We start from the raw sequence: 26204 nt of genomic DNA, 5'->3' as shown, positions 1-26204 counted from the left end.
TCATCGCCGAAATTCAGGAACTGGTCTTGAAGAAGTCCAGCACGGTCGAAGCGCCGCCGATGACGTCGCCGCCGCCATAGAGGCTTGCCAGGAACGTGCCGCGATGGCTGGCGCCGGCGACCGCGATGCCTTGCGCAAAGCGCCCGTCGGCCGCCAGCGGCATCTTGACGAGGCTCGGCGGCAGCGCCTCGTCGAGAAGGCCGTAGTAGAACCGCATCGGGGCGTCATAGTCCCAATAGGTCGAGCTGTTGCCGGCCAGGCGGCGGAGGAAGCGGCTGTTGGTCTCGTGGGTGAAGCGCTCGAAGAAGCCGTCGACCAGCAGATCCGAGGGCTGCGGCACCGACTTGCTGAACGTCTCGTCCATGCTATAGCCGGCCCAGTATTTCTCGGCCAGCGCGACGTGCTGCGGCTTGATCGCAGTCTTGAACAGGTCGCCGAGCCGGTAATACTGGCGATAGCTGCCCAGGAGGACGATGACGCACGGCGTGATCCAGATCGGCTGCTTCGGATAGGTGCTGTCGGTCGACGCGCTGCCCGGTTGGGCGGACACCCAATAGCGCATCGAATCCGCAAGATTGTTGAACGGACTTTGCGTGGCGCTCGCCGCCACCGCGACGCGCCGCCGCTGCAGCTCCTGGCGCAGCCATTGCGTGTTCAAGGCACCCTGCGACCAGCCGTTCAGGAACAGCCCGGTCTTTCGCAGGCCGAGGTGATCGAGCGCGAGCAGACCCGCGTTCAACACGTCCAGGCAGCACTGCACGGTCGCGTCCTTCACCGCATAGGCCTCGCCGCGCCCCTGGCGATACGGTCCCTTGCCGAGATAGTCGGCCGCGATCAACGCAAAGCCGTTGCCGACCAGGCGCTGGACGTTGAACAGCGTCTCGATCGAATCGACATTGTCGCGCGGCTCGTAGTTCGGATCGGCCAGCTTGACGAGATTGGACGGGACCTGGTCGAACGACAGGATGGTGCCGTGCTGCCACGACACGACCGGCAGTGCGCCCTTGTGATCGGCGGGCAGCGCGAGCAGGCCGCTGACCTTGACGCGCTCACCGGTGCTGGGGATGCGCGTGTAGGTCGTCAGCCGGCGCAGTTCGACGTCGACCCGCGCCCCGTGCTTGTCGGCCGAGAATGGCGGCAAGATATTCTGCTCATTGAAGACGGCGTGGAGCTTCGCTGCGAGCGCATCGAGCCGATCCTTGCTGACGCGCACCGGCCGGCCAAGGCTTGCGCCGTCACGTGGCTGCGCGAAAGACGGGCCGGAGGAAAACGAAAATGCCGCAGCGCCGAGGCCGAGGCCGGCTGAGGCCAGCAGCCTTCGGCGGGATGGCCGGCCGGCCGAGGCTGCGGAGCTGAGCTCCGACGGGGTCAGCTTGGCCGTCGGCTGGGCCAATGCCTCTTCGGGTCCCCCGACCAGGGTATCCAGGCCGATCATTCGCCGCTTCATCACGTCCCTCCGAGCCGACTACAGCCGAGGGTAGTTCGCAAAGCCTAGCACTTGCTAAAATGGTGCAGCAATTGGAGCCGGATGTTTCGCCAGTCACCTGCTCTGTCGAGCCTCGCGTGGTCGCGTCGCGGCTCGCCTCCGCACGTCAAGCGCCGCCATGCGAATGATTTGCGATGGCGTTCTGCAGGCACACCAGGAAGAGATCGCGAGGACGAGATGAAGGCCTACCGCGCCGCTTCGAAGCCTCCGAGCACCGCGGTCAGGTTCTGCCCGAGAATGTCCGAGAGATAGCCGCCCTCCTGCACGAACACCGTGGGAAGGCCGAGCCGCGCGATCGCGCCGCCGATGCGACGGAAACCTGGCGTGGTCACGGAGAGCCCCTTGAGCGGATCGTGCTCGGAGGCATCGAGGCCGAGCGCCACCACGAGCGCACCGGGCGCGAACGCATGGATCGTCTTGGCCGCGGTCTCGAACGCCTTGAGATAGGTGTCGTCGCCGCTCTTGAGCGGCAGCGGAATGTTGAGGTTGGCGCCAAGCCCGGCGCCTGCACCGCGCTCATGCGCATAGCCCCAGACGAACGGATAGTAATGCGTGGGGTCGGCGTGGATCGAGATGGTCAGCACGTCGGGCCGCTCGTAGAAGATGCCCTGCGTGCCGTTGCCGTGATGGACGTCGACGTCGAGGATGGCGACGCGCTCGTGGCGCTGACGCAGATGCGCGGCCGCGATGGCGGAGTTGTTCATGAAGCAGAAGCCCGAGGCCATGTCCCGATACGCATGGTGGCCCGGCGGCCGGCACAGTGCGTACATCGCATCCTCGCCGTCGAGCAGCAGTTGCGCTGCGGTCGCAGCCACGTCGGTCGCGGCGCAGGCGCCTTCCCACGTCCCCGGCCCGATCGGCGCTGAGGTATCGGTCGTGTGCCAGCCCAGCCGCCCGACGATGTGCGTCGGATAGGTGGCGGCATTGCGAACGGGATGAATGTTCGGGATCATTTCCGCACCGGCATCGCCGAGCGCGGCCCAGGCGTCCCACGCCTCTTCCAGGAAATTGAGGTATTCCGGACTGTGCACGCGCGCGCGAGCTTCCTGGCCGAAATGAAGCGGCGCGACCAACTCGTGATGGCCGGCCTTCAATCCCGCAAGCAAACGATCCGCCCGCTCGGGCTGCTCGGTGGTGCGCTTGACGACGCCACGCACCAGATAGAATTGCGGATCATGGCTGCGATGCAGCTCGGTGTAGACGGCCTTCACGCGCAATGGCTCCTGTTCGCTCGCACCGACGATTGTGCACGCAGTCACGACGGATACAAGCACGGATGGTTCGCACGTCGATCGGTCCGTGCCGGCAGCTTCCAACCGGCGGAACGGTACGCTGTGCATCGTATCTTCTCGGCGGCGAGTGCGTCGGGATCCAGGCGATCCGGCGCGTGAGGCGCGGTGGATGTGGGGAGAGATCCGCCGCGACGGCGGTCGACTGCGCCACGAAATCTGCAAAACCTCGGCGCGCAAGCCTGACCAGTTCATGCATCGCAAGCCGCGGCTGGTGACGAGCCCCAGGCTTCAACCGGCATGGAGACCCCGGGGATCGATCCAAAATTTGCATCGATTGATACAGGCTTCGGTTTGGACCCCGGCCCTCCCTCTCCTCTAGGACAGTCATCGAGGAACGTACAAGAGAGGTGGAGCGCATGAGCGCTATCGTAACCACGGCCGAATTGCGCCGATCACGCGTGCGGCTGTTCATCGTGACCATGCTGTTCCTGGTCACGACCGTGAACTACGCCGACCGGGCGACCTTGTCGATCGCAGGACCTTCGCTGTCCAAGGAGCTGCATCTCGATCCCGTCGCGATGGGCTATGTGTTCTCCGCCTTCGGCTGGTCCTATGTGCTCGCGCAGGTGCCGGGCGGCTGGCTGCTCGACCGCTTCGGTTCGCGCTGGGTCTATGCCTGCAGCATCGTGATCTGGTCGATCTTCACCATGATGCAGGGTTGGATCGGCTTCTTTTCCGGCGCCGCCGCGGTCACCGCGCTGTTCGCGTTGCGCTTCCTGGTCGGTCTCGCCGAAGCGCCGAGCTTCCCGGCCAATGCCCGCATCGTCGCCGCCTGGTTTCCGAGCAACGAGCGCGGCACGGCGTCGGCCTTCTTCAACTCGGGCCAGTATTTCGCGACCGTGATCTTCGCGCCGCTGATGGGCTGGATCGCGCATGCGTTCGGTTGGCGCCACGTCTTCACAGTGATGGGTGCGCTCGGCATCCTCATGGGCCTGATGTGGATCAGGACCATGTACGGACCGAAGGAGCACGCGAGCGTCAACCAGGCCGAGCTCGACTACATCAAGGACGGCGGCGCGCTGGTCGACATGGAGGGCGCGAAGGACGCCAAGGCTACCTCCGGTGGTCCGACCTGGTCGCATATCGGACAGTTGCTGTCGAACCGCATGATGCTCGGCGTCTATATCGGCCAGTACTGCATCAACACGCTGACCTATTTCTTCCTGACCTGGTTCCCGGTCTATCTGGTCAAGGAGCGCGGCCTGTCGATCCTGCAGGCCGGCTTCGTCGCCACCCTGCCGGCGCTGTGCGGCTTCATCGGCGGCGTGCTCGGCGGTTTCATCTCCGACGCCATCCTGCGCAAGACGGGATCGCTGACGCTCGCCCGCAAGATCCCGATCGTCGGCGGCATGCTGCTGTCGATGGCAATCATCGGCTGCAACTATGTCGACGGCCAGGCGCTGGTGGTCGGCCTGATGGCGCTGGCGTTCTTCGGCAAGGGCATCGGCGCGCTCGGCTGGGCTGTGGTCTCCGACACCTCGCCGAAGGAAGCCGGCGGCGTCTCCGGCGGCCTGTTCAACACCTTCGGCAACCTCTCCAGCATCACCACTCCGATCGTGATCGGCTACATCCTGTCGGCCACCGGCTCCTTCAACGGCGCACTAGTGTTCGTCGGCCTCAACGCCCTGGTCGCGGCGTGCGCCTACTTGCTGATCGTCGGCAAGATCCAGCGCGTCCAGCTCCGAGCCTCCTGAGCACCACGCTTAGCTTCGCGTGGTCTCGACTCCAACGGCGGCCCCCCCCGGGCCGCCGTTTTTTTTTGTCGTGCCTCGCCGTCATTCCGGGGCGATACGCGGCAGCGCGGCGGAAGGAACGAAGACTCGCAGGATAGCGTCTAATTGAAAATCCAGTCGTCGACATGCACGAGCACGGATGAGCTAATCCCTGCCATAGCGAGAAATATGCAAAGCCAGAATACCAACCCAAAAAAGTACATCTTAGGCTGCACCTCGCGATCGTAGACGGCTCCACGAGCGAGCAGCCGCCCGGTTCGCAGGGCGGTCCAGACAATTGGACCTCCGAACCAGAGCAGCACCAAGGGAAACACGGCAAGGCCGGCAAGTACGATTTTCAGAGCCAACTGGAGCAATCCGGACCTGGTGGAAACGGACTCAGTCTCACCATCTCAACCTGCTGATCGACGCAGAGGCATATCACGCCAGCAAGGGAAATGCGAGGAAAGCGGGTAGCGGGGGTCCGCTACATCGCGAGACCCACTATTTTGGAAGCTCTGCTTCTTTGCCTGCGAACGGCCCAACTGGCCTCGCGGCGGTTGGATAGTCCGCCAATACCGCATTTGCGCGCGATCCAACCACGTCCTGAGATGCCAAATGAAGGCCGGCGCCCCGATGCGTTCACATCGCCTTGGCGAGCGCGAACAACCGGAAATCCTCGAGCGCCGCGTGCCGATGCGGGGCGACTTCGCGCTGGTAGGTCTCGGTGTCGACGATCGAGCGGAAGGCGGCGAAATCGCCGTATTCATTGATCGCCGCTTCGTCCCAGCGTTCGCCTTGCGGGCCGACCAGGCTCGCCAGGACCGGCACGGAAAACATCCGCACCAGCGGCTTACCGGCTGCGAGACGCCGGAAGGCCGGTCTATAGCGTTCGTTGAAGGCTTCGCGGCCCGAACAGGGCGCGGCGTCGAAGCCGTCCTCGTAACGCGCATACGCGCGGTAGCGCAACAGATTGAGCATGTAGACCGGCTGGCCGGGGGGAATCGCGCGCTCGGCGGCGTCGAGGGATTGCAGGGTGATTTCGATGGGGTTCATGGGACTTCTCGCGGTTTCTAGTGGCGCGGATGCGCGCTGACGCTCTCCATTTGGCCCATCGGAACGGCCTCTTGTAGCGACCGCGCCGCCATGACTATGTGGACAGGATGTCCACAATGACCTTGCCTCCCGACCTCTCGCGTCTCCTCGCCTTCGTCCGCGTCGTCGAGGCGGGCTCCTTCGCCGAAGCCGCGCGGCGGGCGGGGACGACCACCTCGGCGATGTCCAAGGCGGTCGCCCGCCTCGAACAGGCTCGCGGGATACGGCTTTTGCATCGCACCACCCATTCGCTGGCGCTGACCGAAGAGGGCGAGCGGCTGATGGCGGCGGGACGCGCGCTGGCCGAAAGTCTCGATCGCGTCCAATCCGCGCTCGGCGAAGCCACGCGTAACGATGGCGGACGGGTGCGAGTGACCGCCCCCGCCTCGTTCGCGCGTGCCTGCATCCTGCCGAGACTTCCCGCGTTCCTGCGGGAGCGGCCGGAAATCGAGATCGAGATCAAATTCCGCAACGAGATTCTTGATCTCGCGGCGGAAGGCGTCGACATCGCCATCCGCTCAGGACCCCTCGATCGCGCGCCCGGTCATCTGGCGCGGCGGCTTTGCACGTTCTCCTGGATCGCTTGCGCCTCGCCCGCGTATCTGAACGCGCGCGGCGCGCCGGCGACTCCATACGAGCTTTCCGAACATGACCACGTCGGCTTCCGCAATCCCGCGAGCGGGCAGATCCTGACCTGGCGCTTCACCGATCCGCGCGGCAAAAAGCTCGTTCGCGTCGCGCCCAAGCCCAAGCACATTTGCGACGACGCGCACGCTTCGGTCGCTTTGATCGCGAACGGGTTCGGCATCGGCTGGGGGCCGGCGTGGCTCTTCCATGAAGACCTGTGCACCGGCCGGCTCGTCGAAGTGCTTGCGCCCTGGCGTGCGCCGCCGGAGCCCCTATGGATGCTGCGCACCTCCAACCGCCGGCCGCCCCTACGCACGCAGCGCGTCATGGCGTTCCTCGCGACGCTTCCCGCCACGTTCAGCGACAAATCGGGATGAGGCGCCGGCCGTCAGCAGCTAAGCGGGCTTGGCAGCCGGCTGGATCGCAGCAGGACGGTCGCGACACGTGAGCCGTGGCGTGATGGGACAAGGCGCCGCGCTGCAGCCGCAGTCGACGAGCCGGCAGAGCTGGGCCATGTCGTGCACCACGACGTTGGAAGCCCGGACATCCACGCCGGCTGAGCGCAGCTTTGCAAACACCCGCGACAGGGATTCGGGCTTGAGACCGAGCCGGCCGGCGATCAGAGACTTATCGTAGGGCAGCTTGATCGTGCACGGCCCCGTGGTGCTGGGCGCCAGCGAAGCAAGGAACTCGGCGACCCTCTGCAATGCGCTCCGCGCCATCAGTCGCTCGATCTGCTGCGCCAATCGATGCAGGTGCTGCGAGGTCGACGCGATCATCGCGATCGCGACTTCGGGCATCCCACGAATGCAGCTGAGCACGTGGCCGGCCGGAATGACCATGACCCGCGCCGCCGTCGCCGCGCGGGCCGTGGCCGGATAGTGACCGGACGTGAAGGTGACAGCCTCGGCAAAACTCTCGCCCCTGCCGAGCACGTTGAGCACCGCCTCGTCGCCCGCCGCCGTGACCCGATAGAGCTTGATCCACCCCTCCATGATGATGAAGAAGGCGTCCGCTGCGTCACCCTGGCGGAACAGCGCACGCCCGGGACGAAGGTTCAAGATGCTGGCTTCGGCGAGGAGGACGGCCATCTCGTCGGGCTTGAGGCCACTCAATACGGGAATCCGGGCAGCGATCTCAATATCAACCGGAGTGGGGGTCAACATGCAGACTGAGCACATCTGAGTTCACCTCGAAAGGACGCGGCAGTACCTATCCCGAGACGTAGGACGCCCCGGGGGCGCCGTGCAGGAAGCCGTTGGCGAACGGAACGTCCGGATAGATCTCGCGCAGGCGGCCCGTTGCGGCTTCGGCTTCCACGCGCCCCGCCAGGACCGCCTGGAAATGCTCGGACACCGCGACCATGTCGCAGGCCTGAGGTGATAGCCGCAGCGATGTCACGCCGCTCTGCTTCAGACGATCGAGATCGCCGAGCAGGTTTGAGCACCCATGCGACAGCGTCTGCACGCCGTTCATGGTGAGGAACGCCTGGTTGTCCAGCGTCGTTACGACGAGGCCGTCGGGGTCCTGCTCGCACACGAAGCGGCAATTGTCCTTGGCGAGCTTGTGCAGGCGGGCGTGATAGCAGCGCGCGGAGATCGCGAGCGGCACACGGCCGAAGGCGAATACTTCGATCGCCACCTCCGGCACGGCGCCGGCGATGGCGGCAACCGAGGACAGCGGCAGCTCCGGCGGCAGGCAGATCCGGGTGGCGCCCTTGGCGGCATGAAACGCGGCGCTGGCCTCGTTGTAGATGTTGACGAAGGGACCGATGGCATGCGGCCGGCCTGCAATCGATTTGAGGCAGGTGAGATCGTTGACTTCGACGAGACCGTCGCCGAACTCGGCGAGGCCTGCCGTCTGCCGGCGCTCGCGTCGCAACGACACCAGGACCAGCGAACCCAGCAGCACCTGCTTGCCAGCCGCGGCAAGCCGTTCGGTGACTTCAGGCAGATACGGTTCGAAGAACGGCGCGCGCTTCGAGCACACGACCTCGCCGACCACGACGCGGTCGACCGGGGCCTCGTCGGCGATGCGAAAGTAGAAATCACGCCAGCGCTCCGGCTGCCAATTGTAGAGCACGGGTCCCAGAGTGAGTTGCATTCGCTCTACGCCTTGATCCGCCATTGTCATGTCGTCTAACGCCAGGTCTTGCGGTAGGCGCCCTGCGTGGTGGCCTGCCCTTCGGTGAATGCCGTGAGGTCGGCCGCCTCGGTGGACCGGCCGGCATCGAGCGCTGCCAGCACGCTGCGAAAATGCCGCACCACGCTGTCGACATAGGCGCGGCCGCGCTGGCGGCCCTCGATCTTGAGCGCGGTGACGCCGGCTTCGCGCAGGCCCGCGAGCAGGGTCGTGGCATCGAGGCTGACCGGATCCTCGAAGAGGTAGCCGGCGCCCTGTGCGGTCGAGAAACGGCCCTTGCACAGCGTCGGATAGCCGGCAGGCTCGTCGCGGCCGAAGCGGTTGATGGTGAAGCCGCCGAGCCTCGAGGTCGTTCCCTGTGGCGTCTCCTGATAGGCGACGTGACTGGGCGGCGAGCATACGCCCTGCATGTTCGGTGACTTACCGGTGGCGTAGGAGGACAGCGAGCAGCGGCCCTCGGCCATCACGCAGAGTCCGCCAAACACGAACACCTCGGTCTCGCAGGCCGTCTCACGGGTGATCTCGGCGATCTCGGATACGCTCAGCACGCGCGGCAGCACCACGCGGCGGGCGCCGAAATTCTCGACATAGAAGGCGATCGCGTCGACATTCGCCGCCGCCGCCTGCACCGAGACATGCAGCCGCTGTTCCGGATGGCGACGCGCGGCATGGTCCATCAGCCCGACATCGGCAAGGATCAGCGCGTCGGCCCCGGCCTCGACGGCATCGTCGACCGCGCGACGCCACAGCTCAACGGCGCCGGCGCGCGGGAAGGTGTTGATCGCGACCAGCACCTTGGCGCCGCGCCGATGCGCGAACGTGATCCCTTCGCGCATCTGCTCGCGGCTGAAATTCAGCCCGGGAAAGTTGCGGGCATTGGTCTCGTCGGCGAAGCCGCAATAGACGGCATCGGCACCGGCTTCGACCGCGCTCTTCAGCGCCGCTGGCGTCCCTGCCGGACAGATCAACTCCATCGTCGCATCCCGCTTTCGTTCGTCGTCGATCTCAGCAGCGAGTCGCGCGCGGCCGCGAGCAGGCGTTGCGCGGGCACGCCGAACGGCCCCGAGAGCGTTGCGATCTCAGCGACCAGATCCAGACCGGCATCGTCGATCGCATTGCGGAGCGCCAGCACCGCCTCGATATCGCCTTCGATGACCAGCTGACGCGAAAACATCAGCGCATCGCCGTCGAGCCGGCCCTCGACCAGCGCCAGCAGGCTCACGATCGACGCGGAGATGGAGGCATTGAGGTCGGTGGGCAACTCGCGCACCGCCGCGAGTTGCGGCTGCTGCGGGCCCGCCTGAATCACGAATGCGAACGGCAGATCGGTCGGCTTGATGCCAAAGCGCTTTCCGCGATGCGACCCGAGCCGGTCGAGCAGATGCGGATGCCGGCGCAGAAGCCCGCGCAGGAAAGCGCCGAGCGCAATCTGCAGCGGCAGCAACGGCAACGGACGCAGCGCCTGCCTGAGCAGCGGCGGCAACAGTGGCAGTGAGGTCGAAGACGCGTCCTGAAGAGAACTCATGGCACAAGCTCTGGCCGGATCGGCGGGGGAAGTATTTGACCCGGAACAAAGATCATACTGATTGTTCCAGCTACGAGGCGTTTTTTGAACGGAGCCTATCGTTGCGACGTGATGTCCCTCGCTTCCGCGAGCTGTCGGATTTCCTGCGCTTTCTCGACGAGCGGGGACAGCTGCGACGCATTCGCGACAGCGTCTCGGTCGTCCACGAAATCACCGAGATCCATCGCCGCGTCATCTCCGCCGAAGGGCCCGCGCTGCTGTTCGAACGGCCGATCAAGGCGTGCGGCTCACTCTCGGCAATGCCGCTCGTCACCAATCTGTTCGGCACCGTGGAGCGGGTGGCCTGGGGCATGGGCGTGCAGCCCGAACGATTGGCGGAGCTCGGCAAGATGATGGCGGAGCTGCGCGCCCCGCAACCGCCGCGCGACATCAGGGAAGCGCTGCAGAAGCTGCCGCTGGCGCGCGCGGCGCTGTCGACCCGGCCGAGGCTGCGATCAGCCGCGCCGGTGCATGAATGTGTCACCATGGGCGATGACATCGACCTGACCACCTTGCCGGCCCAGATCTGCTGGCCGGGCGAGCCGGCGCCGCTGTTGACGTGGCCGCTCGTCATCACCGTCCCGCCGGACGCATCCACCGGCGAGCAGGAAAATGTCGGCGTCTACCGCATGCAGGTGCTCGGCCGCGATCGTGCCATCATGCGCTGGCTCGCTCATCGCGGCGGCGCCCGCCACCACCAGCAGTGGCAGGCGCTGGGGCGCGACATGCCGATCGCGATCGTGATCGGCGCCGATCCCGCCACCATCCTCAGCGCCGTGCTGCCATTGCCCGAGACCATCTCCGAGCTGCGCTTCGCCGGCATCCTGCGCGGCGACCGCCCCGAGCTGGTCGAATGCCTCACCGTGCCCCTGACGGTGCCGGCGGCCGCCGAGATCGTGATCGAGGGCGTCGTGTCGGCCACCGAAACCGCGCCGGAGGGGCCCTATGGCGATCACACCGGCTACTACAACGCCGTCGAGAACTTTCCGGTGCTGCAGGTCACCGCGATCACCACGCGTCGCAGCCCGCTCTATCTGTCGACGTTCACGGGACGCGCGCCGGACGAGCCGTCTCGAATTGGCGAGGCGCTGAATACGCTGTTCGTCCCTTTGATCCGGCAGCAATTCCCGGAGGTGGTCGACTGCCATCTGCCGCCAGAGGCCTGCTCCTACAGAATCGCCGTCGTAGCGATCAAGAAGCGCTATCCGGGCCAAGCCCGCCGCATCATGCTCGGCCTGTGGTCGATGCTGCCGCAGTTCAGCTACACCAAGCTCCTCATCGTGGTCGACCAGGACATCGACGTCCGCGACTGGCGCGCGGTGATGTGGGCCGTCGCGACGCGCAGCGACTCCTCGCGCGATCTCGTGCCGCTTGCCAACACGCCGATCGACTATCTCGACTTCGCCTCGCCAAAATCCGGCCTCGGCGGCAAGCTCGGCATCGACGCCACAACCAAGCTCGGCGCCGAGACCGAGCGCGCCTGGGGCGAGGTGCTGGCGATGGACCCCGCCGTAGCGGCACGCATCGACGCGATGTGGCCGAGCCTCGGCCTCGGCGAGGGCGGGGCCGGTCGAGTGGCCTCGGCATGAGCGGACGGCACCACGTCATCGTCGGCATCAGCGGCGCCTCGGGCGCCGCGATCGGTGTGCGCATCGTCGAACGGCTCGCGGAGCAACCGCAATGCACGGTCCATCTCGTGGTGTCTGACGCTGCCGTGCGCACCTTGCACGAGGAGGTCGGCCAGGGCAGCCTGGCGCGGCTGCGCGATCTGGCGGCGCATGCTCATGATGTCGCCGACATCGGCGCGAGCATCGCCAGCGGCTCGTTTTCTGCAGCCGGCATGATCGTGGCGCCCTGCTCGATCCGCACCCTCTCGGCGATAGCCTGGGGCCAGCTCGACAACCTCCTGGTCCGCGCCGCCGACGTTCAACTCAAGGAGCGCCGCCGGCTGATCCTCTTGGTGCGGGAGAGCCCGCTGCATCTCGGTCATCTCCGAGCGATGACGCAGGCCACCGAGATCGGCGCGATCATCGCGCCGCCAGTGCCGGCGTTTTACCTGAAGCTCCAGTCGCTCGATGACGTCATCGAGCAGATCGCCTGTCGCGCGATCAACCTGCTCGACGTCCCCGGGCTCCGCGCCAACGCGCGGGAGTGGCTTCCGGACCGGACGACCGAAGCAAGCAATCTTGCTGAGGTAGCGAAGCAAGACAGACGATAGGACTTGAAGACAGAACACGACAGACGCACTCGGGCGATGAGCCGAAGGCGTCCGCGACGGTTGACGTGTTCTTCGACGAGCGGGAGTACCGACGCCGCCTCTCCGTGCTGCCGCGCGAACCTGGACCGTTCCCGGCCGAGCAGCCGCCAGCTTTTCGCTTTCGTTCGGTCAATTGACGTTGTCGAAACCCAGCGCAGCACGAACGGCCGGATCAATTCTGGATGGGGTCCAAGGCGGATCGAATGTCATCGTCACGTCCACGGCTTCGACGCCCGCAATCTCCGCAATGCTGCATACGACCCCTTCCTTGAGAAAACCTGTTGCGGGGCATCCGGGCGTCGTGGCCGTCATCGTGACATGCACAACGCCATCCGTCGCCGTGATGTCGTAGATGAAGCCGAGATCGACCACGTTTTCTCCCAGCTCCGGATCGATGACCACGCGCATGGCGTCGCGGATGCGGTCGATGACATCGCGGCTCATAGCGGAGCCCTCACCGACAGTTCGTAGGTCGATCCATCCGGCGTAAACCCGCCGAGCCAGCGAAAGCCACGTTTCTCAAGTTCAGGGAACAGGAACACCGGCTCGCGCCCCAGAAGTGCCGACAAGGTCTCTCCAGGGCCCAACTCCTCCGCGGCCGCAAGGATGCGCACCATCGGCTCGGGTGGGTCGAGCTCCCGGTTGTCGAGCGTGACCACGGGATCTGGCCATCGCTCGAATGCGAGGCTGGCACCAGCGTCTTCCTGACCGGCGTCCTCGGCAGCCAGCGGCGAAAACAGCACTTCCCAGTCGCCATCGTCGAGCGGTCGATCGGTGTGGGCGAAGCCCTTTTTTGCCATGACGGAGAGCAGCGGAATCGGCCTGAAGCTCGCGATCAGCCGCACGCCCTGGCCTGGCGCCAGCCGGCCAACCGCGTCCATGATGATGGAGAACGGCTCGCCTCCGGCCCTGAGAATCGGTCGGACGTCGACGTCAATGTACGCGATCATGGCTTCCCTCCTAGTTTCTGGCGAACAACAGGCTTGGCGCGATGGCTCCGGCCGGAAGCCTCCGGGAGCCCGCAACATCGGAAAGACGTCGGACTCGCACAAGCTCGTGTATGATTCCAATACTGCCCACGGCCATGACCGCCGCGGCGCCGCGAAACGCCTGGTCCTCGCCCATCATCAACATGATGGTCGCCGCCCAGACGCCTAGAAAATAGATGATGAACCACTTCTCGGACCGGCGTTCCACCGCCAGGTCCTGAACCCGTGGCGTCGGGCCGCGCCCCATCACGGGACCGTAGGTTTCGAGCCAGGTCAGAAAGGCGACAATCTTGTAGAGCTTCGCGAATATGAGACCAGACAGCCAGCCGAACACGGCCAAGAACGCGAACGCGCCGACATGAACGCCGACCTTTCCGGTGACGATGATGACGGTGCCGAGCGCCACCGTCGCCGCCAGATTGGCGAAAGACACGGTTGCCATCCGCATGTTCAGCTCGAGCTGGCGCCGTTTGCGGGAGCGATAGATCGTCGCGATGTCCCGTCCATACAGCGCAAGCGAGATCACCCCAAGACCAGCAGCGAGGATGAGCACGGCTCCGAGCTCGGCTGCGAGGCCGATTGCGAACAATCCGCCCACGACTGCCACCGATAGCGCGAGCGCACCAAATTTCAGCGCGGATGTGCTCTGTCGATCGCCGAGGTCCGCCGAGAGCATGAACATGGCCAGCAGGCGATAGCTCACCCCCATGGCGGTCAGGGTCAGCCAGCCTCCCAGCCCGGCAATCGCATGGATCGGAATCGCCGCGGCCAGGAGCGCGGCGCCGAAGGTGCCCGCCGATCCGGCGAGAGCAAACGAGAACGCGGCGCCGAGCGCGACAGTCGCGCATAACGAGCCAAGTCCGGCGATGACAAATAGAGCAGACCCCTTCGGCTGGCTGAAGAGAGTCAGGCCCAGATCGAGCGCGACCATCGCCAGACCGGCGCCGAGCACCACGCTGCCGGCCGGCAGAAGCCAAGCGGCTGGAGCAATTCGTCCGGCCAGTGAGAGGAAACCCGATATCAGGCAGACCAGACCGACGTTGATGAGGAACAAGGCCGGCAAGGCCCATTTGTCGAAGGGGAGCGGCCTTGCGACGAGAACGGGAACGAACTGGAACAAGGCGCCGCATACCGAGAGACTGAGCCAACCGATGCAGACCGCATGCACAACGACAAGCGTATCGGGAGCGCCGAGGTCTGCAGCGGGGTAACCGAGTCCGCCGACCAGCATTGCCAAGGCAACGAGCAGCCACCCCAGCGCTGCCGCGAAATAGCTCATCGTCCAGCGCGAGATTTTCGCTCCAATCATGAGCGGCTCCAGTTCTTGATCGCGGACGCAGCACTCGCGACGACGCTGCGCCATTCGGCAATTGCCGTGGCGCCCGGAGGAACACAGTCCCCTCACGCCCGAAGGAAGCGCGAGCAATGAGCTTGCGCCATACAATCTCCCGACCATCGGAAAGATGCTAGTCGGGCCCGACCGGCCATTCTTTGTCGGAGCGCAACATTTCGCGTCATCAGCGTCGTGATGACGACTCCAGCACGACCGGCGGACTCCCTGTCGCGTCGAGGAACATCCATGTCAGCCGGCAGATATCTTCGGCGGCCCGGCTCGGCAGTTCTGTGTCCCCCGACCCGTCGATTGCTCGCAATCGCGATCAGCGCAGCTGGCTGGCTGAGTCTATAGTTCGATCCTGCCGAACACTTTCCAGCCACCGCTCCACGTCTCCGCGGGCTTCGAGCTCAATCCCCATATCTCCGGAGAAATCTCTCCAGGCATCGATATTGCTGCGCGGCACGCCGACAATCGTCGGTATCGCGAGGTCCAGCGCGCGGGCAATCAGATCAAGCGTTCCGCGTCCCCCGCACTCTGCCTTGCCAAATTTGTTCAACACCAGGATGTTTGGACGCGCATCCAGGCTGGCGAGGACTCGAACCGTCACCTCTGCCAGCGCCGATTCATCCAGCCGGCAACCTCTCGCTCCCGATCCACGATCCTCGAAGATCGGGGTTTGATTGGCCGTGTCGATCTCCTCGAGCAGGACGTCGCACCGGCGATTTTCGTCGAGGAACAGCCTTCGCTGCAGTGCGCCGGCGACCTTCAATCGCACTCGACGCGAGTGATCCACGAGGTGATCGAACGTCTCGTAGGGATATTTCCCGTCGTCGTAGACGAGCGCCACGAGCGGCGCGGCCTCAACACCGACCTTCTCTACCATCTCATCGTGCATGCGAATCCCAACATCAGCTTGATGCTTCGACATGTCCAACCCACTCCTCCAGCACAGATAGCCTGTGGCGGACCCGGCCTAGGAGTGATCGATTTCATCCCTCTGCAGCGACCATTTGATCATGGACGTCAGACAGACGATCGCGGGATCGGCGGCTCTGTCGATGGCGCTCATCAACCCGAGCCAATCCTCGTTCTCGGCGAGATTTGCAAAGCGCCGGACAGCAGCCGACGCATACTCACCGACATCCTCGCCGAGGCGATCCGCGACAGAGCTGACGCGCACCAGGAGCGTAAGGTCGCCACACCCCTGCAACACCGCACTCGACTTCGCGTCGTCGCTGAGATCGTGAATGAGATCCCCGAGCAGCATGATCGCCCCCTCTACTGCGGCGGCGCCGATTGCGGCGCCGGCAAAGTCACGCCAACGATCGCCGCGCGGCCTGCCAGATCGGCGACATATTTCGCGAGCGCCTGGTGCCGGACACGCTCGGTGAGATATTGCGAAATGCGCGCCCTCGCCATGTCGAACGGCAGGACTTGTCCGGGGGCCCGCCGGTCAAGGCGCACGACATGGATACCAAAGCGTGTCTCAATCAGACCGACCTCTCCAACCGACATCCGGGCCAGCGCGGCGTCGAACTCGGCGGTCGTCTGCCCACGCGACAGCTGCCCGAGCCTGCCACCATTCTCCGCCGAGACCCTGCAGTCGGAGCGATCGCGCGCGATGGTCTCGAACACCTCCGGGCTTCTCCGCACGGCCTCCATGATCGTCCGCCCCTCGTCTCGCGCAGCCGATCGAGCCAGCGAATCGCTGCTCGGCGCGATCAGCAGGATGTGCGACGCTTCGTAGAGCTCGCCGACAAGGAACCGTTGCCTGTTCTGATCGTAGAAGCGACGGCACGTCGATTCGTCCGGCTCGTGTATCAGAACCTCGCGCGCGATCAGCGCCCGCATCGCCGCTTCTTCCTCGGTTTCGCTGCGACCTTCGGCATCACGCAGAGGGGAGGCCGTTACGCCGAGCCTCCTGACCTCCTGTCTCAGCAATTCGCGCACCGCAAGCGCGCGCGCCGCCGCTTGCCAGGCGAGGATCGGCTTGTCCGACGGATGGTTCTGAACTTCCCGGGCAATGACGTCGCGTTCGATCACGACCCCGTTCACACTGACCATCTTCGGCTTTGGAAGCGCCGCGCCCAATGAACAGTCCATCGGTTACTCCGCAGGCTGAATCGGTTGCACAAGATGACGGCGTCCGTCGCGGCTGCGCACTACCTGATAGCCGCGGCGGCCGAGATACCACACCGGCGCACTCCAGATGTGGACCAGGCGGGTGAAGGGGAAGAGCAGGAAGATGGTCATTCCCAGGACCAGATGCGCCTTGAAGATCGGATGGACGTCGACAATGTTGGCGGCGATTCCAGGCTGCAACGTGAGAATGCCCTGCGCCCAGGCCATGAACTTGACCATCTCCTGACCATCGAGATGACCGAGCGACACGGGGATGGTCGCCAAGCCAAGCAGCAGCTGGACGAACAGCACCAGAAGGATACCCGTGTCAGCAAAAGACGACGTCGCGCGGATCCTGGGATCGAAGAGCCTGCGATGCGCGAGGAGCGAAATGCCGACCAGGCACATCAGCCCGGCGCCGCCACCGGCGACGACCGCGAGCATCTGCTTGAAGCCGTGCGACACGCCGAGCATGTCAAACACCCAGATCGGCGTCAGCAGCCCGACGAAATGCCCCGCAAAAATGAAAAGGATCCCGACATGGAAAAGGTTCGAGCCCCAGATCAGTTGGCGCCGCCGAAGCAGCTGACTCGAGCCCGAGCGCCACGTGTACTGCTCGCGGTCGAATCGAATCAGACTGCCGATCAGAAAGACGGTCAGGCAGAGATAGGGATACCAGCCGAAGACGATGGCATTGAGCGTTTGCATGGCCAATCCCCTCATTGCAACTGTGACGGCGGCGCGTTGACCGCACGTTTGGCGTGGCGCAGTTTTGCGATCAGATTGTCGTGCCCACAGGCTGCCCGGTCGCCGCCTCCCGGGCCGAACCTGACCTCTTCGTCCTCCCAGGCCGCGTCGAGCGCGTGCAGGTCCATCGGATCCACGTCCGCCGCCTTCAGCAGCTCATCGACGATCTCCGCGCGGGGCTGGTCCGCGGCGATCTGGAGCAGCGCGTCGAACACCGCCCGATAGCTCGACTGCCGGCGCCCCAATCGTTCCGCGAGCGCGGCGATGATGTGGCTGGTCTGGCCGAGCAGCTCGCGCGCGTCCGCAAGCTCCCGGGTGGCGAGGAATTCGAGGAACAGCGGCAGATAATCCGGCAGCTCGTTGCCGGCGATGACGAGGTCGGCATTGTCATACATAGCGCGCAGGTCGACCATGGCCTGGCCGCGGTCGCGGCCTTCGCCATGGACGTGCTCGAACAGATGCAGCGCCAGGGTCTTGCTGTGGTCGAACAGCAGGCCGTAGCGCTCCTGCAGGTCGTAGACGTCGCCCGAGGCGATCTCCTGCAGCAGCACGTCGAGCTCCCGGCGAATGCCAGGCTGGACGAGGCCTTCCTGGTCGAGCACTCGCGCGAGCTCCGGGATGGCCGCGATCAATTCCCCGCTCGGATAGTTCAGCAACGCCGACAGCACCTTGAACGTCTTCATCAGGCGACCTCCATCGGATTCTTGGTCTTGCGCGGCGACCCGAACAGGTTGACTTCGCTCTCGCCCCCGGAGCAGCCGTTGCCGAACGAGAAGCCGCAGGAGCCGCGGATATCAAACGCGTCGGCACCGAGCTCGCGGTGCGCGGTCGGGATCACGAAGCGGTCCTCGTAGTTGGCGATCGCCATGATGTGGTACATGTCGTCGATCTGCGCGCCGCTCAGGCCGACGCGCCTTGCGATCGCCTCGTCGACCACGCCATCGATGGTCTTGGCCCGCATATAGGCGCGCATGGCCAGCATTCGCTCGAGCGCCAGCGTCACCGGCTTCTCGTCGCCCGCGGTCAGCAGATTGGCGAGGTACCGCATGGGAATGCGCAAGGACTTGACGTCGGGCATCTCGCCATCGTGCCCGATCTTGCCCGACGAAGCCGCCGACGTGATCGGCGACAGCGGCGGCACGTACCAGACCATCGGCAAGGTCCGGTATTCCGGGTGCAAGGGGAAGGCGACCTTCCATTCCATCGCCATCTTCCAGATCGGCGACCGGATCGCTGCCTCCAGCCAGGCATGCGGAATGCCCTGGCGCTCGGCCTCTGCAAGCACGTTGGGATCGTTCGGATCGAGAAAGACGTCGAGCTGGGCCTGGTAGAGATCGCCCTCGTCGGGCTTGGACGCGGCCTCGGCGATGTGGTCCGCGTCATACAGCACGACACCGAGATAGCGAATGCGCCCGACACAGGTCTCGGAGCACACGGTCGGCTGCCCCGCCTCGATCCGAGGATAGCAGAAGATGCACTTCTCCGATTTTCCCGAGGACCAGTTATAATAGATCTTCTTGTAGGGACAGCCGGAGACGCACATTCTCCAGCCGCGGCACTTGTCCTGATCGATCAGGACGATGCCGTCCTCCTCGCGCTTGTAGATCGCGCCGGACGGGCAGGATGCGACGCATGCCGGATTGAGGCAGTGCTCGCACAGCCGCGGCAGATACATCATGAAGGTGTTCTCGAACTGGCCGTAGATCTCCTTCTGTACGCCGTCGAAATTGATGTCCCGAGAGCGCTTGGCGAATTCGCCGCCCAGGATCTCTTCCCAGTTGGGTCCCCACTCGATCTTTTCCATCCGCTCTCCGGACACCAGCGAGCGCGGCCGCGCGGTCGGCATCGCCGATGCCTCGGGCGCACTCTGCAGGTGCTGATAGTCGAAGGTGAACGGCTCGTAGTAGTCATCGATCTCAGGAAGATCAGGGTTGGCGAAGATGTTCGCCAGAACCCGCCACTTGCCGCCGATCCGCGGCTGGATCGACCCGTCGCGATTGCGCGACCAGCCGCCCTTCCAGCGAGACTGGTTCTCCCAATCCTTGGGATAGCCGACGCCCGGTTTGGTCTCGACGTTGTTGAACCACGCGTATTCCATCCCCTCGCGGCTCGTCCAGACGTTCTTGCAGGTCACGCTGCAGGTGTGGCAGCCGATGCACTTGTCGAGATTGAGCACCATGGCGATTTGAGCACGGATCTTCATTCTGCAGCCTCCGAGGGGGTCGTGGCCGACCGGTCAGCAGTCGGCTGGTCCAGCCAATCAATCTTCGACATCTTCCGGACGATGACGAATTCGTCGCGGTTGGCGCCGACCGTGCCGTAGTAGTTGAAGCCATAGGCCTGCTGAGCGTAGCCCCCGATCATGTGCGTCGGCTTCGGAACGACACGCGTGACCGAATTGTGGATGCCGCCGCGCTGCCCGGTCTGCTCGGAGCCCGGCACGTTCACGATCTTCTCCTGCGCATGATACATCATGCACATGCCCTGCTTGACCCGCTGCGAGACCACTGCGCGCGCAACCAGCGCACCATTGGTGTTGTAGGCTTCGATCCAGTCATTGTCGGCGATGCCGGCAGCCTTTGCGTCGATCTCGCTGATCCACACGATGGGACCGCCGCGCGACAAGGTCAGCATCAGGAGGTTGTCGGTATAGGTGGAGTGGATGCCCCACTTCTGATGCGGCGTGATGAAGTTCAGGACGACGGACGCATTGCCGTTCGGCTTGCGATCGATCACCGGCTTGACGGTCTTGGTATCGATCGGCGGCCGGTAGACGCAGAAGCCCTCGCCGAAGGCCCTCATCCACAGGTGATCCTGATAGAGCTGCTGCCTGCCGGTCAGCGTCCGCCAGGGAATCAGCTCGTGGACATTGGTGTAGCCGGCGTTGTAGCAGACCTTCTCCGACTCGAGCCCCGACCAGATCGGCGACGAGATGATCTTGCGCGGCTGCGCAACGACGTCGCGGAACCGGATCTTCTCATCCTCCTTCGGAATGGCGAGATGAGCATGGTCGCGGCCGGTGAATTGCTCCAGCGACGACCACGCCTTGACCGCGACCTCGCCATTGGTTTCCGGCGCCAGGCTGAGGATCACCTCGCAAGCGTCGACCGCACTGTCGATGCGAGCCAGCCCCCGGGTCGGCCCGTCCTCGGCGACGACGCCGTTGAGGCGCTTCAGGAGCTCGACCTCATGGTCGGTGTTCCAGGCCATCCCCTTGCCGCCATTGCCGAGCTTGTTCATCAGCGGTCCAAGCGAGGTGAAGCGCTTGTAGAGATTCGGATAGTCACGTTCGACCACCGTGACCGCCGGCATGGTCTTGCCGGGGATCGGGTCGATCTCGCCCTGCTTCCAGTCCTTGACGTCGAACGCCTGCGCGATTTCGCCTGGACTGTCGTGCATGATCGGGGTCAGCACGACGTCCTTCTCGACCCCGAGCACTTCGGGCGCGACCCTGGAGAAGGCCTCGGCGATGCCCTTGTAGATGTCCCAATCGCTGCGCGATTCCCACACCGGATCGATCGCCGCCGAGAGCGGATGGATGAAGGGATGCATGTCGGACGTATTGAGGTCGTTCTTCTCGTACCAGGTGGCCGTCGGCAGAACGACGTCCGAATACATGCACGTGGTCGACATCCGGAAGTCGAGCGTGACCAGCAGATCGAGCTTTCCTTCCGGGGCCTCCTCGTGCCAGGTGACCTCGACCGGCCTGTTATGGCCCTGGTCGCCGAGGTCCTTGCCGAGCACGCCATGCTTGGTGCCGAGCAGATGCTTGAGGAAGTATTCGTGGCCCTTGCCTGAGGCGCCGAGCAGGTTCGAACGCCAGACGAACAGGTTGCGGGGCCAGTTCTTCGGCTCATCGGGGTCCTCGCAGGAGAGCTTCAGCTCGCCCGACTTCAAGGCCGTCGCAACGTAGTCCTTCGGCTCCAGGCCGGCGGCGGCGGCGCGCTTCGATACCTCGATCGGATTGGCCTGCAGTTGCGGCGCCGACGGCAGCCATCCCATGCGCTCCGCGCGGACATTGTAGTCGATCAGCGCGCCATCCCAGGAGCCGGCCGGTGCGGTCGGTGAGAGAATCTCGCTGACATTGACCGTCTCGTAGCGCCATTGGTCGGTGTGGGCGTAGAACGCCGAAGTCGAATTCATCTGCCGCGGCGGGCGCCCCCAATCGAGCGCAAAGGCGAGCGGCGTCCAGCCCGACTGCGGCCGCAGCTTTTCCTGGCCCACATAATGCGACCAGCCACCGCCGGACTGGCCGACACAGCCGCACATCACCAGCATGTTGATGATGCCGCGATAGTTCATGTCCATGTGGTACCAGTGGTTCAGACCGGCGCCGACGATGACCATCGAACGCCCCCGGGTCTTCGACGCATTCGAGGCAAACTCGCGGGCCACCGCGATGATCTGGCCGCGCGGCACCCCGCAGATCGCCTCGGCCCATGCCGGGGTGTACGGCTCCAGATCATCGTAGCTCTTGCCGAGATGGTCGCCGCCGAAGCCGCGATCGACACCATAATTGGCGGCGAACAAGTCGAAGACCGTGGCCACGACCGCCTCACCATCGGCAAGACGAAGTCGCTTCACCGGCACGTTGCGGGTCAGCACGTCCGGATGATTGGTGCCGCTGAAGTGATCGTGCTGACGGTTGCCGAAATAGGGGAATCCCACCGGCGCGATCTCGTCCTCGATGCCGGCCAGAGACAGCCGCAGCCGGGTATCGTTGTTCGCCGAGCTCTTCTCTTCCAGGCTCCACTTGCCCTTTTCGCCCCAGCGGAAGCCGACCGATCCCTTGGGCACGACAATGGCCCCGCTGATCTCATCATAGGCAACGGTCTTCCATTCGGGATTGTTGGCCTCGTCGAGAGATGTGGCGAAATCCGAGGCGCGCACGAACCGCTCAGGAACGAGCCGTCCCTCGGATTTCACCAGCCGCACCAGAAATGGCATATCCGTATACTGGCGCGCATAGTCGTTGAAGTATGGCGTCTGCCGGTCGATGTGAAACTCCTTGAGGATCACGTGACCCATCGCCATCGCCAGCGCCGCGTCGGTGCCCTGCTTCGGCGACAGCCAGAGATCGGCGAATTTCGCAGCCTCGGAATAGTCCGGGCAGACAACGACGCTCTTGGCCCCCTTGTAGCGAACCTCCGTATAGAAATGCGCATCCGGCGTACGCGTCTGTGGCACGTTGGAGCCCCAGAGCATCAGGAAGCCCGAATTGTACCAGTCCGCGCTTTCAGGCACGTCGGTCTGCTCGCCCCAGGTCTGCGGCGAGGCCGGCGGGAGGTCGCAATACCAATCGTAGAACGACATGCAGACGCCGCCGAGCAGCGACAGATAGCGCGCGCCGGCCGCGTAGCTCACCATGGACATCGCCGGGATCGGCGAAAACCCGAACACCCGGTCCGGACCATAGGCCCTGACCGTATAGGCATTGGCCGCCGCGATCAGCTCGTTGACCTCGGCCCAGCTCGCCCGCACGAAGCCGCCCAGTCCGCGCTTCTGCACGTAGTCCGAGCGCTTGTCCGGATTCTCGACGATCGACTTCCAGGCCGCGACCGGCGTCATCCGCGCCCGCGCCTCGCGCCACAGCCTGAGCAGCCGCGAGCGCACCAGCGGATATTTCACCCGATTTCCGGAATAGAGGTACCAGCTGTAGCTCGCGCCGCGGGCGCAGCCGCGCGGCTCATGATTGGGAAGATCAGGGCGCGTCCGGGGGTAGTCGGTCTGCTGGGTCTCCCAGGTGACGATGCCGCCCTTGACGTAGACCTTCCACGAGCAGGAGCCGGTGCAGTTCACGCCATGCGTCGAGCGCACGATCTTGTCGTGCTGCCAGCGCTTGCGATAGCCCTCCTCCCAGGAACGGTCCTCGGTCGTCGTCACGCCGTGTCCGTCTGCGAACTCCTCCTTGGCCCGGGTGAAAAAGGTCAGCCTATCGAGAAAATGGCTCATCGTTTACGTCCTCATTCAGCGGGTTGGGCAGCGGTCGCGATCGCTCGGCGCCGTTCGACGTCGTGCAGGACGCCGCCCTTGCGGGTGTAGACGGCCCAGGTAATCAGCACGCAGGTGACGTAGAAGCCGAAGAAGCCCCAGAGGGCGGCCTGCACGCCGCCGGTGAGGTCAATCGAGGTGCCGTAGGATTTGGGAATGAAGAATGCGCCGAAGGCGGCGATCGCGGAGGTGAAGCCGGTGATGGCAGCGGATTCCTTCTCGGCCTGGCGCAGCCGCGTCTCCGCGTCCGCAGTCGGCATGAGCCGGATCATTTCCTGGCGCATGATGTTGGGGATCATCTGGAAGGTCGATGCATTGCCGACGCCGGTCGCGAAGAACAGCAGCAGGAACATCGCGAAGAAGCCCCAGAATGCACCGGGCTGATCCTTGATGCCGAGGAAGTAGAGCACCCCGAGCACACCGGCCATCATCAGCAGGAACACCCCGACGGTCACCCGCCCGCCGCCCCATTTGTCGGCCATCCAGCCCGTCGCGGACCGCGACAAGGCACCCACCAGCGGCCCGAGGAACGCGAACTGCAACGCGTCGACGGCCGGGAACTGGGTCTTTGCCAGCAGCGGGAAGCCCGCAGAATAGCCGATGAACGAGCCGAACGTGCCGGTGTAGAGCCAGCACATGATCCAGTTGTGCCGCCGCTGGAAGATGACGGCCTGATCGGCGAAGGACGCTTTCGCGGAGGCGATGTCGTTCATCCCGAACCAGGCGGCGAAAGCGCTGGCGACGATGAACGGCACCCAGACGAAGCCGGCATTCTGCAGCCAGATCGGCATCGGCTGCGACCCACTCGTCATCGCCGGATCTCCGCCGAACCAGCCGAAGACTCCGACCGTGATCACGATCGGCACCACGAACTGGACGACGCTGACGCCGAGATTGCCGAGGCCGGCATTGAGCGCGAGCGCGTTGCCCTTCTCGGCGCGAGGAAAGAAGAAGGAGATGTTGGCCATCGACGAGGCGAAATTGCCGCCGCCGAAGCCGCACAACAGAGCCAGTATCAGGAACACCGGATAGGGCGTCGCCGGATTCTGCACCGCATAGCCGATTCCGATCGCGGGTATCAGCAGCGACCACGTGGCCAGCGTGGTCCACAGCCGGCCGCCGAAGATCGGCACCATGAAGGAGTAGAAGATGCGCAGAACTGCACCGGAGATCCCAGGCAGCGACGCCAGCCAGAACAGTTCATCGGTCGTGAACTTGAAGCCGACCGAAGGCAGCTTCGCAACCACGACAGACCAAACCTGCCACACCGCGAAGGACAACAGCAGCGCCGGAATGGAGATCCAGAGGTTGCGTCGCGCGATGGCTCGGCCCTTCTCTCTCCAGAACGTGTCGTCCTCGGGCCGCCAGTCGGTGAGGATCGCGCCGGACAGGGCTCCGATGTGCTCGGGCCGGTGAATTTCCTCCATTTCCGGCAGTTCCGGCAGCCTCTTCAGCGCTTCGCCGGCGACGCCGCGCTCCATCTGCCGGATCGAGAGATGCATCCAGACCAGCGCGACCGCGACCAGCAGGAACAGCAGCATGAAGCAGCTGGTTCGCAGACCGGTGAGATCCACCAGCGCGCCGAACGCAATCGGAAGCACAAATCCCCCGAGCCCGCCGATCATGCCGACCAGGCCGCCGACGGCTCCGACATTGTTCGGATAGTAGACGGGGATGTGCTTGTAGACGGCGGCCTTGCCGAGCGCCATGAAGAAGCCGAGCACGAAGACGATGACGACGAACGGGACGAGCCCCATCTCCAGATGGAAGCCGACCTTTCCGTTGACGGTCGTCACAACGTAGTCCGTCGGCGGGTAGGACAACAGGAAGGTCGCGACGACGGCGACCAGAAATGTCCAGTACATCACGCGACGGGCGCCGAACCGATCGGACAAGTGTCCGCCATAGGCGCGAAACACGCTGGCCGGAAACGAGAACATGGCGGCCATCATGCCGGCCGACTGGATTCCGACGCCGTAGACCTTGATCAGGTATTGCGGCAGCCACAGCGACAAAGCGACGAAGGCGCCGAAGACGAAGAAGTAGTACAGCGCGAAGCGCCAGACCTGGATGTTCTTGAGCGGCGCGAGCTCGAGCCAGGCGCTGCCGGCCTTCTGGTTGCGCTGTCTTCGCGAGCGGACCACCGGGTCATCCTCGGAGAACAGCCAGAAGACGATTCCCATGACGCCGATCGCGAGCGCCCAGACCTGGGCCACGGTCTGCCAGCCATAGGCGACCAGCACGAACGGCGCCACGAACTTCGTGACGGCGGCGCCCACATTGCCGGCGCCGAAGATTCCGAGCGCAGTGCCCTGCTTGGCCGTCGGATAGAACCGCGACACGTAGGCGACACCGACCGCGAACGAGCCACCGGCGATTCCTACGAAGAGCGCGGCGACGAGAAATTGCGGATAGGTATGCGCCCAGGTCAGAAGATAGGTCGCGACCGCGGCAGCGAGCATCACGACGGTATAGACGCGGCGTCCGCCATACTGATCGGTCCAGATGCCGAGCATCAGCCGGATCAGCGAGCCGCTCAGGATCGGGGTGCCGATCAGGAGGCCGAACTCGGTTTCGTTCAGATCGAGCTCTTGCTTGATCCGGATGCCGATGATCGAGAAGATCGTCCACACCGCGAAGCAGATCGTGAACGAGATTGTTGAGAGCCAGAGTGCTCGCGTTCGGTGCTCAGGGCTAGAATCTACGGCGTCCATGGTGGCCTCGACGTATGAATTCGACGCCACAGCAGTTATTCGGGGCACCCGGGAAAGGTTTTGCGATGCATCAACCGGACGGCCCGGTCGGCCACAATCTGCCAAATGCTCCAGATCGGATTATCAGACCG

The 26204-nt window shown here is 64.6% G+C and carries 23 protein-coding genes; 4 read left to right on the top strand and 19 right to left on the bottom strand.

What is annotated here, in order from left to right; all coding sequences use genetic code 11:
* Positions 1-13: 13 nt before the first annotated feature.
* Both QW845_RS20780 and QW845_RS20775 read right to left on the bottom strand, forming a co-directional pair.
* Entirely contained in the window at positions 14-1447 is a 1434-nt protein-coding gene (locus QW845_RS20780) for a lysophospholipase (protein ID WP_315803399.1), read from the bottom strand.
* Positions 1448-1671: 224 nt separating this feature from the next.
* A complete protein-coding gene (locus QW845_RS20775) occupies positions 1672-2697 on the bottom strand; it encodes a histone deacetylase family protein (protein WP_315803398.1) in 1026 nt (341 codons plus the stop codon).
* A 437-nt stretch (positions 2698-3134) separates the two neighbouring features.
* On the opposite strand from QW845_RS20775, the gene QW845_RS20770 reads away from it, so the two are divergent.
* Positions 3135-4472, top strand: coding sequence for an MFS transporter (locus QW845_RS20770; protein ID WP_315803397.1), 1338 nt, complete (start codon positions 3135-3137; stop codon positions 4470-4472).
* Between the two features lie 140 nt (positions 4473-4612).
* On the opposite strand, the gene QW845_RS20765 is transcribed toward QW845_RS20770, so the two are convergent.
* Together QW845_RS20765 and QW845_RS20760 are read right to left on the bottom strand one after the other, a co-directional pair.
* Positions 4613-4858 carry a hypothetical protein gene (locus QW845_RS20765; RefSeq protein WP_315803396.1) on the bottom strand — a complete coding sequence of 82 codons (246 nt, stop codon included), beginning with the start codon at positions 4856-4858 and terminating at the stop codon, positions 4613-4615.
* A gap of 274 nt (positions 4859-5132) precedes the next feature.
* Positions 5133-5546, bottom strand: a complete 414-nt coding sequence (locus tag QW845_RS20760) for a hypothetical protein (protein WP_315803395.1) — start codon at positions 5544-5546, stop codon at positions 5133-5135.
* Between the two features lie 116 nt (positions 5547-5662).
* On the opposite strand from QW845_RS20760, the gene QW845_RS20755 reads away from it, so the two are divergent.
* Positions 5663-6589, top strand: a complete 927-nt coding sequence (locus QW845_RS20755; protein WP_315803394.1) for a LysR family transcriptional regulator — start codon at positions 5663-5665, stop codon at positions 6587-6589.
* Positions 6590-6607: 18 nt separating this feature from the next.
* Here QW845_RS20755 and QW845_RS20750 read toward each other — a convergent pair whose 3' ends face one another.
* From QW845_RS20750 to QW845_RS20735, 4 genes are all read right to left on the bottom strand, one after another.
* Complete coding sequence (locus QW845_RS20750) at positions 6608-7327, bottom strand: Crp/Fnr family transcriptional regulator (protein ID WP_315803393.1); 720 nt, start codon at positions 7325-7327, stop codon at positions 6608-6610.
* A gap of 97 nt (positions 7328-7424) precedes the next feature.
* Positions 7425-8315 (bottom strand): U32 family peptidase, encoded by an 891-nt coding sequence (locus QW845_RS20745; protein ID WP_315803392.1) that lies wholly within the window; start codon positions 8313-8315, stop codon positions 7425-7427.
* A 35-nt stretch (positions 8316-8350) separates the two neighbouring features.
* Positions 8351-9328: a peptidase U32 family protein gene (locus QW845_RS20740; protein WP_315803391.1), complete on the bottom strand. Its 978-nt coding sequence runs from the start codon at positions 9326-9328 to the stop codon at positions 8351-8353.
* A complete protein-coding gene (locus QW845_RS20735; protein ID WP_315803390.1) occupies positions 9319-9837 on the bottom strand; it encodes an SCP2 domain-containing protein in 519 nt (172 codons plus the stop codon). Before QW845_RS20735 ends, QW845_RS20740 begins: the two co-directional genes overlap by 10 nt.
* A 143-nt stretch (positions 9838-9980) precedes the next feature.
* On the opposite strand from QW845_RS20735, the gene QW845_RS20730 reads away from it, so the two are divergent.
* Together QW845_RS20730 and QW845_RS20725 are read left to right on the top strand one after the other, a co-directional pair.
* Positions 9981-11507, top strand: coding sequence for a UbiD family decarboxylase (locus QW845_RS20730; RefSeq protein ID WP_315803389.1), 1527 nt, complete (start codon positions 9981-9983; stop codon positions 11505-11507).
* Positions 11504-12136 (top strand): UbiX family flavin prenyltransferase, encoded by a 633-nt coding sequence (locus QW845_RS20725; protein WP_315803388.1) that lies wholly within the window; start codon positions 11504-11506, stop codon positions 12134-12136. The genes QW845_RS20730 and QW845_RS20725 overlap by 4 nt, the downstream gene beginning before the upstream one ends.
* 168 nt (positions 12137-12304) lie before the next feature.
* On the opposite strand, the gene QW845_RS20720 is transcribed toward QW845_RS20725, so the two are convergent.
* The 11 genes from QW845_RS20720 to QW845_RS20670 form a co-directional block, all read right to left on the bottom strand.
* A complete protein-coding gene (locus QW845_RS20720; protein WP_315803387.1) occupies positions 12305-12619 on the bottom strand; it encodes a metal-sulfur cluster assembly factor in 315 nt (104 codons plus the stop codon).
* The gene (locus QW845_RS20715) at positions 12616-13125 is read right to left on the bottom strand and encodes a DUF2249 domain-containing protein (RefSeq protein WP_315803386.1); all 510 of its coding nucleotides are present in this window, start codon (positions 13123-13125) and stop codon (positions 12616-12618) included. Before QW845_RS20715 ends, QW845_RS20720 begins: the two co-directional genes overlap by 4 nt.
* Before the next feature lie 10 nt (positions 13126-13135).
* Positions 13136-14473 (bottom strand): hypothetical protein, encoded by a 1338-nt coding sequence (locus tag QW845_RS20710; RefSeq protein ID WP_315803385.1) that lies wholly within the window; start codon positions 14471-14473, stop codon positions 13136-13138.
* A 349-nt stretch (positions 14474-14822) separates the two neighbouring features.
* Positions 14823-15428 carry a DUF2478 domain-containing protein gene (locus tag QW845_RS20705; protein WP_315803384.1) on the bottom strand — a complete coding sequence of 202 codons (606 nt, stop codon included), beginning with the start codon at positions 15426-15428 and terminating at the stop codon, positions 14823-14825.
* A gap of 45 nt (positions 15429-15473) precedes the next feature.
* Positions 15474-15767, bottom strand: coding sequence for a hypothetical protein (locus QW845_RS20700; RefSeq protein WP_315803383.1), 294 nt, complete (start codon positions 15765-15767; stop codon positions 15474-15476).
* A gap of 11 nt (positions 15768-15778) precedes the next feature.
* A complete protein-coding gene (locus QW845_RS20695) occupies positions 15779-16543 on the bottom strand; it encodes a peptidylprolyl isomerase (protein ID WP_315803382.1) in 765 nt (254 codons plus the stop codon).
* Positions 16544-16606: 63 nt separating this feature from the next.
* Complete coding sequence (narI, locus tag QW845_RS20690) at positions 16607-17329, bottom strand: respiratory nitrate reductase subunit gamma (RefSeq protein WP_315803381.1); 723 nt, start codon at positions 17327-17329, stop codon at positions 16607-16609.
* Positions 17330-17340: 11 nt separating this feature from the next.
* Positions 17341-18054 (bottom strand): nitrate reductase molybdenum cofactor assembly chaperone, encoded by a 714-nt coding sequence (narJ, locus tag QW845_RS20685; protein ID WP_315803499.1) that lies wholly within the window; start codon positions 18052-18054, stop codon positions 17341-17343.
* Positions 18051-19571 carry a nitrate reductase subunit beta gene (gene narH, locus QW845_RS20680; protein WP_315803380.1) on the bottom strand — a complete coding sequence of 507 codons (1521 nt, stop codon included), beginning with the start codon at positions 19569-19571 and terminating at the stop codon, positions 18051-18053. Before narH ends, narJ begins: the two co-directional genes overlap by 4 nt.
* Positions 19568-23320: a nitrate reductase subunit alpha gene (locus tag QW845_RS20675; RefSeq protein ID WP_315803379.1), complete on the bottom strand. Its 3753-nt coding sequence runs from the start codon at positions 23318-23320 to the stop codon at positions 19568-19570. Before QW845_RS20675 ends, narH begins: the two co-directional genes overlap by 4 nt.
* Positions 23321-23331: 11 nt before the next feature.
* A complete protein-coding gene (locus QW845_RS20670) occupies positions 23332-26073 on the bottom strand; it encodes an MFS transporter (protein WP_315803378.1) in 2742 nt (913 codons plus the stop codon).
* Positions 26074-26204: the final 131 nt, after the last annotated feature.

It is taken from the genome of Bradyrhizobium sp. SZCCHNS3002 (genome assembly GCF_032377435.1).
Taxonomy (GTDB): domain Bacteria; phylum Pseudomonadota; class Alphaproteobacteria; order Rhizobiales; family Xanthobacteraceae; genus Bradyrhizobium.
Note: the sequence above shows the minus strand (reverse complement) of the source record. Positions and strands in the feature narration are given on the sequence as shown.